At 66.9% G+C, this 9183-nt stretch carries 5 protein-coding genes and 1 pseudogene; 2 read left to right on the top strand and 4 right to left on the bottom strand.

Annotation, left to right across the window (positions count from 1 at the left end; all coding sequences use genetic code 11):
- Positions 1 to 221, bottom strand: a pseudogene (locus QCM77_RS35685) (ATP-dependent DNA helicase RecG); the annotation flags it as partial.
- Positions 222 to 405: 184 nt separating this feature from the next.
- On the opposite strand from QCM77_RS35685, the gene QCM77_RS35680 reads away from it, so the two are divergent.
- Both QCM77_RS35680 and mfd read left to right on the top strand, forming a co-directional pair.
- Positions 406 to 696, top strand: coding sequence for an FAD assembly factor SdhE (locus QCM77_RS35680; protein ID WP_279668134.1), 291 nt, complete (start codon positions 406 to 408; stop codon positions 694 to 696).
- On the top strand, positions 693 to 4211 hold the full coding sequence (gene mfd, locus QCM77_RS35675; RefSeq protein ID WP_280096080.1) for a transcription-repair coupling factor: 3519 nt from the start codon (positions 693 to 695) through the stop codon (positions 4209 to 4211). The genes QCM77_RS35680 and mfd overlap by 4 nt, the downstream gene beginning before the upstream one ends.
- Before the next feature lie 56 nt (positions 4212 to 4267).
- On the opposite strand, the gene QCM77_RS35670 is transcribed toward mfd, so the two are convergent.
- The 3 genes from QCM77_RS35670 to QCM77_RS35660 form a co-directional block, all read right to left on the bottom strand.
- Complete coding sequence (locus QCM77_RS35670; RefSeq protein WP_280096079.1) at positions 4268 to 5491, bottom strand: GGDEF domain-containing protein; 1224 nt, start codon at positions 5489 to 5491, stop codon at positions 4268 to 4270.
- Positions 5492 to 5576: 85 nt separating this feature from the next.
- On the bottom strand, positions 5577 to 7079 hold the full coding sequence (locus QCM77_RS35665) for an AMP-binding protein (protein ID WP_280096078.1): 1503 nt from the start codon (positions 7077 to 7079) through the stop codon (positions 5577 to 5579).
- A 4-nt stretch (positions 7080 to 7083) separates the two neighbouring features.
- Positions 7084 to 8952, bottom strand: a complete 1869-nt coding sequence (locus tag QCM77_RS35660; RefSeq protein ID WP_280096077.1) for an extracellular solute-binding protein — start codon at positions 8950 to 8952, stop codon at positions 7084 to 7086.
- Positions 8953 to 9183: the final 231 nt, after the last annotated feature.

Here is a 9183-nt window from a genome sequence, read left to right as displayed (position 1 = left end):
ACGGTGACCTCCAGCGTCACCATGGTTCCCTGCACGGCGTCGCGGATCTTTGGCCGCGCCCGGCGGTCGATGACCTGGCTCGGCAAATGCAGCAACAGATCGACCAGCCGCGGCGTCTCATTGCGGCTGAGCAGATACTGCAGCAGCTTGTCCTGCTTCGGACCGACGCCGGGCAGGCTGGTCACGGGGGCAAACAGCGGATTGAGCAGGCTGGGGCGCATCAGGCGAATCTAGGATCGTTTCGGCCCGTCATGCCCGGCTTTATGCTCGGCATCCACGTCTTTTTTTGTGTCCCTGCGGCGGCAGCGGGCCATGATAAATCGAGGGCTGACAGGGCCGGTTCGAGTGGCTATATCACCCCAGCCCGGCACGTCCGGGCTTTTGGCGTTTGACTGGAATCGAGACATGACGGGGACGACACGATCGAGCAACGGGCTGGACGACCGCCGCAAGCGGCTTCTGTTCCGCTGCTGGCACCGCGGCACGCGCGAGATGGACCTGATCCTCGGCCGCTTCGCGGATGCCGAGATCGGCAATCTGTCCGATGACGAGCTGACGCAGCTCGAGACCCTGCTCGAAGAGGCCGATCCCGACCTCTATGCCGCCATCACCGGCGACAAGGTGCTGCCGGCAGATGTCGCCGGCACGCTGTTTGCCCGCATCAAGGCGTTTCCGATCGCGGACCGCGACGTATGAAGCAGGGGATGAAATCGCCGGCCGAGCTGCTCACGCCCGGCCGCGCGCTGACGCTTGCCAATGTCGCCGAGGGCGCCGAGGGCCTCGTCATCTCGGATCTCGCCCGCGCCATCGCGGCGCGGCCGAAGAAGCCGGCTGTCAGCCTCGCGGTGATCTGCCGCGACGGGCCGCGGATGCAGCAGCTCGAACGGGCGCTGCAATTCTTCGCGCCCGATTTGCCCGTGCTGACCTTCCCGGCCTGGGACTGCCAGCCCTATGACCGCGTCTCGCCGCATGGCGGCGTCCTCGCGCAGCGCCTGACCACGCTGGCACGGCTTGCGTCCCTGACTGGCAGCGACAAGCCGCTGATCGTGCTGACCACGGTGAACGCCGTCGTACAGCGCGTGCCCTCGCGCGACCTCGTCGCGGCGCAGGCGCTGTCGGTCGCGCCCGGCAACGTCGTGCCGATGGACACCATCGTCGCCTGGCTCGAGCACAACGGCTACAACCGCTCCTCGACCGTGCGGGAGCCCGGCGAATATGCCGTGCGCGGCGGCATTTTGGATCTGTTTCCGGCCGGCCTCGACCAGCCCGTCCGCTTCGACTTCTTCGGCGACAGCCTGGAATCGATCCGCACTTTCGATGCAGAGACCCAGCGCACGCTGCTCGACATGCGCGCGCTCAATCTCGTGCCGATCTCCGAATTCCAGCTCGTCACCGACACCATCCGCCGCTTTCGCATGGGCTATGTCGCCGAGTTCGGCGCGCCCGAGCGCGACGATGCGCTGTACGAGGCTGTCAGCGAGGGCCGCCGTCATCCCGGCATGGAGCATTGGCTGCCGTTGTTCCAGGACCGGATGGACACCCTGTTCGACTATCTGCAAGGTGCGGCCGTCGCGATCGAACCGCAGGCCGAGGATGCCGTCCGCGAGCGCTTCAAGCAGATCCTCGACTATTACCAGGCCCGCCGCGATGCGATGGAGCATCCGGGCGGCGGCGCCATCTACAAGCCGCTGCCGCCTGACCGGCTCTATCTGACCGAAGACGAGTGGGGCAAGCGGCTCGGCGACGTCCCGCTGGCGCGGTTGACGCAGTTCGCCGTACCGGCGGATGGCACGACCGTCGTCGATGCCGGCGCGCACAAGGGCCGCGACTTCGCGCCGGAGCGCAACGATAGCAAGGTCAATGTCTTCGAAGCCGTCGTCGGTCATGTGCATGGGCTGCTGGCAAGCCGCAAGAAGGTCGTGATCGCGCTCTGGAGCGAAGGCTCGCGCGACCGCATGATTTCGATGCTGCGCGACCACAAGCTCACCCCTGTGACCGGCGTCAACAGCTGGCGCACGGTGCAGGCCACCCCGCGCAACGAGACCATGCTCGCCGTGCTCGGCCTCGAAAGCGGTTTCGAGACCGACGAGATCGCGCTGATCAGCGAGCAGGACATCCTTGGCGATCGCCTGGTCCGGCCGCGCAAGGCGAGCCGCAAGCTCGACAATTTCATCTCGGAGATCACGAGTCTGGCGGCCGGCGACATCGTCGTGCACGTCGACCACGGTATCGGCCGCTTCATCGGCCTGCAGACGCTCGACGTCGCCGGCGCGCCGCATGACTGCCTCGAGCTGCATTATGCCGCCGAGACAAAACTGTTCCTGCCGGTCGAGAACATCGAGCTGCTGTCGCGCTACGGCTCCGACCAGACCACGGTCGAGCTGGATCGTCTGGGTGGTTCGGGTTGGCAGACCCGAAAAGCAAAACTGAAGAACCGCATCCGTGAGATCGCGGGCGAGCTGATCAAGATCGCCGCCGAGCGGCATTTGCACGAGGCGCCAAAGCTGCCGGTGCAGCCGGGCCTTTATGACGAATTCTGCGCCCGCTTCCCCTATGACGAGACCGAGGACCAGCTTGGCGCGATCGAATCCACGCTGAAGGACCTCGAACTCGGCCGTCCCATGGACCGGCTGATCTGTGGCGACGTCGGCTTCGGCAAGACCGAGGTGGCGCTACGCGCCGCCTTCGCGGTGGCGCTCGAGGGCAAGCAGGTCGCGATTGTGGTGCCGACCACGCTGCTCGCGCGCCAGCACCACAAGACGTTTACCGAGCGTTTCAAGGGGTTTCCGGTGCAGGTCGCGCAGGCCTCCCGGCTGGTGCCGACCAAGCAGCTTAATCTGGTCAAGAACGGTCTCACCGATGGCTCGGTCGACATTGTCGTCGGCACCCATGCGCTGCTCAGCAAGTCGATCAAGTTCCGCGACCTCGGCCTGCTGATCGTCGACGAGGAGCAGCACTTCGGCGTCACCCACAAGGAGCGGCTGAAGCAGCTCCGCGCCGAGGTGCACGTGCTGACGCTGTCGGCGACGCCGATCCCGCGTACGCTGCAGCTTGCGCTCACCGGCGTGCGCGAGCTCTCGATCATCGCCTCGCCCCCGGTCGACCGCCTCGCGGTGCGCACCTTCGTCGCCCCGCACGATCCGCTGATGATCCGCGAGGCCCTCTTGCGCGAGCGCTATCGCGGCGGCCAGGCGTTCTACGTGGTGCCGCGCATCGACGATCTCGCCGAGGTCAAGGATTTCCTCGACAAGAACGTGCCGGAGATGAAGGTCGCGGTCGCGCACGGGCAGATGCCGCCCGCCGTGATCGAGGACATCATGACCGCGTTCTACGACGGCAAGTTCGACATCCTGCTGTCCACCACGATCGTGGAATCCGGCCTCGACATCCCCAACGCCAACACGCTGATCGTGCATCGCGCCGACATGTTCGGCCTCGCCCAGCTCTATCAGCTCCGCGGCCGGGTCGGCCGTTCCAAGCTGCGGGCTTATGCGCTGTTCACGCTGCCGGCGCAGCAGAAGATCACGGCGCAGGCCGAGCGCAGGCTCACGGTGCTGCAATCGCTGGAGACGCTGGGCGCCGGCTTCCAGCTTGCCTCACACGACCTCGATATCCGCGGCGCCGGCAATATCCTGGGCGAGCAGCAGTCCGGCCATATCAAGGAGGTCGGCTTCGAGCTCTACCAGTCGATGCTGGAAGAGGCGATCGTCAACCTCAAGGCCGGCGTCTCCGAGCCCGCCGCCGACCGCTGGTCGCCGTCGATCACGATCGGCATGCCCGTGCTGATCCCGGAGGACTATGTCGGCGATCTCTCGGTGCGGCTGTCGTTGTACCGGCGTCTCGCCGATCTCGACACCGAGGAGGAGATCGAGAATTTTGGCGCCGAGATGCGCGACCGTTTCGGCGTGTTGCCGGACGAGGTCCGCTATCTGTTCAAGGTCGCCGCGATCAAGGCGTTCTGCCGCCAGGCCAATGTCGGCAAGATCGATGCCGGCCCCAAGGGCGCCGTCATCGCCTTCCGCGATAACTCCTTTGCGCATCCCGACCGCCTGGTGACGTTCATCCGCAGCCACGGCCAGGCCGCGAAGGTGCGGCCCGACATGAAGGTGGTGTTCCTGCAGGACTGGGAAACGCCGGAAGAGCGTCTCGCCGGCACCACCGAGATCATGCGGCAGCTGGCGCAGCTCGCGCACAGCAAGAAGGCGGCGTAAGGCGAGGCCTGACCAGGCAATGACGGGTGGTTGTTGGTGTAGTCTGCGAGACGTAACTACGACGCCGCCCGCGACGCGTCGGCCGAGAGCCGTCCGAGCAGCGACCGCGCCGTATCTGACGGCGACAGCGAATCCACGCTGACGACGGGATCGCTGCGCATCTCGTGCTTGCCGTTGGACGTGTGCCGCATCACCGCCGACAGGCGGCGGGCGATCATGTGGGCGGTGCGGAAGTCGGTCTCCGCGAACACGACGATGACCGAGCCGTCCTTCTGCGCCGCGCCAAAATCCATCTGCCGCATCAGGCGACTGAGAATGCGCGCGGCATCGAGCTGGGCGCGGGAATTGCCGGGGTCGAAGGCGAAGCGCGCGACCGAGAGGCCGCCGCCGCGGGCCAGTGTCTGCTCGACCGCCTTGGCAAAATCGCGCGCAAAAGCTTCCACCGTGAGCAGGCCGCTGCGCGGGTCGAGCCAGCCGCCGGCATCGATCGAGCGCAGCGTGCGGCTCAGTTGCGCTTCCATCGCGTGCTGGCGGATCAGCGGCAGCGCGTTGGCGGCGACCTTCGCGGGCTCGCCGGGAATGAGCTCGAGATTGGGCAGGTCGTAAGTCTGCGTCAGCTGGTGCGCGGTGACGACCACGGGCAGGCTGCGGAAGCGGGTGTCCTCGGCGAGCACCGTGAGGAAGGCATCGGTCACGCGGGCGGTAAAACCTTCGGCGAGCACGACGCCATCAAGGTCGCGGGTGTTGAGGTGTTTGGCCGCGGCCTCGATCGAGAGCGCGCCGACGACGCCGACGCGTTCACCGAGCGCGACAGAGAGGGCAGGGTAAGCCGGTCCACGGCCGACCAGGAGCACGGTGGCATCGCGTGCGGGGTCAACCTCCGGCAGCGCGACTTTCGTCTCCGGCAGCCGGCGCAGCACCGTGGCATGAAGCGTGCGGATGCGCAGCGCGGCGCGAAGCCGCGCGATCAGGCGGTCGGACTGGCCGCCGCGCGAGGAGAAGGGCAGGGCGTTGTGCGGGAGCGTGCCCGCCGCGTCCAGCGCCACGAAGGGAAGATAAGGCGATTGCTCCGCGATCTTCCTGGCGAGCGGCGCCAGATGCGGCTCGTGCCCGCCGGACATCGCGGCGAGAACCACGGCCGGCTGCACCTCTTCGACCGCGCGCGCCGCGCTGGCCCAGTCGGTATCGACCACGGGGAACAGTCGGGCCGCGTCCAGGGCCGCAATGAAGGCCGGCCGCTCGCCATTGGACACAAACAGGATCGGGCCGGCCTGGGACATCGAAAAACTCTGGTCACGCAACAGGTGCTGCGCAATCTAGTCCGGCCGCCTTAATGCAGCGTCAATGGATCGGTCGAAACTGCGCCTAGACCGGCCCGGAACGGTCGCGAAAAGCTTCGACCATCAGGGGGTTAAGCCCGAGTTCGCTGAGCGCCTCGCGGGCGCGGGCATTGTCCTGGGCCCGGCCCGCGAGCCGGTGGCCGGAGAGCCGGTCGGGCAGTGCGGTGAGGAGGGCGCCCTGGCCGAGCCGTCGCGCCCATTCCTGGAGGTCGTTGGAGAGAAAGCGGTAGCCGCCGACGGCCATGATGCCGGAGGGCGGCGCGGTGATGCAGATCGCGCCGCTCGGACGGTCGAGCCGCGCCGCATAGCCGGTGTCGACATAATCGCGCGGCGGCTGCGCGATCAAGGTGTCGCCGACCGGCTGCGGCGGGGCGTAAGCCGCGATCGGCACCATCGCTCCGCGCAGGCCGAGCGTGCCCTTCGGCGTCAGCAGGATCTCGCCGGCGATGGAGGAGCCGGATTGCTCGCGCGGCGCGCCGTGCGGCCCGGGCATCACCGCGACCGGCATGCCGTCCTCGCCGCGGCGGGCGCCGAACAGGCCGGCTTCGCCGAACAGATAGACGTCGGTGAGCGGCGCATGCGGCGCGATCCAGGCCTCGCTCGCCGCCACCTGTTCGGGGGCACGCCAGAGGCCGATGACGTTGCGCAGGCTCGGCATCCGCGCCGCCATATCGGCATCGCCGAGCCGCAAGGCGAGTTGCGCCGGGGCGATCAGCACCTCGCATTCATGCGCGTTGATCTGCTGCTCCAGCACGTCGTTCTCGTAGGGATGATGCAGCGCCAGCGCGCCGCCGCACAGCAGCCACACCACGAGCGAGGAGGCCAGCCCCGCGAACGACATCGGCGTGAACGCCGCCATCACGGTCGCGCCCTGCTTGATGTCGGCTTCCAGCGACATCGCGAGCCCGCCGGCGATCAGGCTGAAATGCGGCCGCGGCACCGGACGAAAGCCTTCCGCGGTGACGTCGAACGAGATCAGCGCCGCCTTGCGGCCATCCTGGATCACGGCGCGCGCGGTGCCGGGCGGTCGGGCCAGCACGTCGTCGAGCGAGGCCATGCCTTCGGGCAGGTCGATGCCGAAGCCGCAGACATGGCGGATCGAGAAGGCTTCGGCGGCCGCATGCATTGCGAAATCGGCATAGCTGACGCCGTCGACCGTGCTCATGGTGACGATCGCGCGCGCCGCGGTGCGGTTCAGGGCGGCGACCAGTTCGGCATGGCGCCAGAGCAGCGGCAGCACGGCGACGACGAGACCGGCGCGATGGGCGGCGAGTACGGTGAGCACGAACTCGACCGTATTCGGCAGCTGGATCGCGATGACGGAATTGGCCGGCAGGCCCGATTCGACGAAATAGGCCGACAGCGCCTCGATGGCCGTGTCAGCCTCGGCATAGCTCATCCGCCGCGGCTGGTGCCCGGTGACGCGGGCCTTGTTCAGGGGATCGAGCAGAGCGGGCGCGTGCGGCTGCCGCATCAGCGTGCGCTGAAACAGCGTGTCGAGCGTCGGCGATACAGCTGGCTGGTTCACGGCGTCACTTTGCTTGATTAGCTTGCGGCTGCCCCTTCGACCACCAGGTCTCCGGCAGATAGCCGGACAGCGAGGTGGCCTTTGGCCGTTCTATCCGATTCCAGCGCGCGATCCATTGCTCGGATACGTTAAACAGAGGGATTGTATAGAAACCGGCGATCAAAGCGCGATCGAGCGCCCGTACCGCCGACACGAAAGCCGTATGTTCACGGGCCTCCAGCAGTGCGGCGATCATCGCATCGACCGCGGGATTCCTGGCACCCATGTAGTTGCGGGTGCCCGGACTGTCGGCGGCAGCGCTGCCCCAGTAGAAATATTGCTCGTTGCCGGGCGACAGCGACTGGTCCCAGCGGTTCTGGATCATGTCGAATTCGTACCCAAGCCGGCGCTGGTCGAACTGCACCGGATCGACCGATCGCACGCTCGGCTCGATGCCGGCGCGCTTGAGGTCGCGCTGGAAGGCAAGCGCGACGCGCTCCTGGTCGCGGGTCGTGACCAAAATCTCGAAGGTGAAGGGCGCCTTGGTCGCGCGATTGCGCAGCACGGTGCCGTCGAGATCGTAGCCAGCCTCCGCCAACAGCTTCAGGGCCGCGCGCAACGTGGTCCGGTCGCGTCCCGAACCGTCGGTCACCGGCAGGCGGTAGCTGCCGTCCAGGATGTCCGGCGGGATTTGCGCGGCGAACGGCTTGAGCAACTCGCGCTCGCGCGCATCCGCGGGGTGGCCATACGCCGAGAGGTCCGAGCCGGCAAAATAGCCGGCGACGCGCGCGTAGAGGTTGAAGAAGTAGTTGCGGTTGACCAGCTCGAAATCGAACAGCAGCGTCAAGGCCCGGCGCACACGGATGTCGGCGAAGATCGGACGCCTGGTGTTGAACACCAGAAATTCGGAAGGTTGCGGCACGCCCGGCGTGATGGTGTCGCGGATCACCTCGCCACTCTTCGCCGCCGGAAAGTCATAGCCGTCGTGCCAGCGCAGCGGCTCGTGCTCGATGCGGAAATCATAGAGACCGCGCTTGAAAGCTTCGAACTGGCCGTTGGCCTCGCGAAAATAGTCGAGCCTGATCTCGTCGAAATTATAGAGCCCGCGATTGATGGCGAGGTCGCGGCCCCAATAATCGGGATTGCGGGTGAGCGTCACGCTGGCGCCGGGCTTTACGGCAGTGACGCGATAGGGGCCGGAGCCGACCGGGCCGGTCAGCGTCGTCTCCTCGAAAGCCGCGACGTCGACCGCATGCTTCGGCAGGATCGGCATCAGGCCGAGAATCAGCGGCAGCTCGCGGTCATTGGCCCCCGCGAGGTCGAACCGGACGGTGAGGGGATCTGGCGCCTCGGCCTTGGCGATCTTGGCATAGTATTGCCGAAGGTTTGGGCGGCCATGGTCGCGCAGAAGCTGCCAGGAAAACAGCACGTCGTCGCCGAGCACCGGCTTGCCGTCGGAGAAGCGGGCGCGGGGATCGAGGCGGAAGGTGACATAAGTCCGCTCGTCGTCGGTTTCGACGGTCTTGGCGAGCAGGCCGTAGAGTGTGAACGGCTCATCCTGACCGCGCGCAAGCAGGCTCTCGACCACGTAGCTCCGCATCTGCTGCACGGCCAGGCCCTTGACGATGAAGGGATTGAGGCTGTCGAAGGTGCCGAGAACGCCCCAGGTCAGCCGGCCGCCCTTGGGGGCATCAGGATTGACGTAGGGCATGTGGGTGAAATCGGCAGGCATCGCCGGCTTGCCGTGCATGGCGATGGCGTGGGCTTCCTCGGCCCCCGCGCCGCTTGCCGGGAGCCCCAAGGCGAACGGGAGCCCCAAGGCGAAAGCCACGACGCAGAGGCGGACGCAACGACCCTCAGGGCGACCCTCGATAAGGCGCGGGAACATGAACATCTGGACACGTTGATTCGAGGACCGGGCGGGCCTGAATCCTATCACAGGGATTTTCCCGGAGGCGCACGCCGGCGCACGGTCAAAGCCGCTTGTCGGCATTGATCTTTTCGGCGGCCACGTTAAGAAGGCGGGCAATCGCGCAAGAGCGCCGAGCCCGTCACTTATCCGCCTCATTTGATGGGGAGAGAGCCGCGCCCAACGCGGCCAGGTTCGGCGCGTTGAAGCGGTTCG

Origin of the sequence: Bradyrhizobium nivariense, assembly GCF_029846695.2 — a bacterium.
In the GTDB taxonomy this organism is placed as follows: Bacteria; Pseudomonadota; Alphaproteobacteria; order Rhizobiales; family Xanthobacteraceae; genus Bradyrhizobium.
This window is presented reverse-complemented; position numbering and strand designations above follow the sequence as displayed.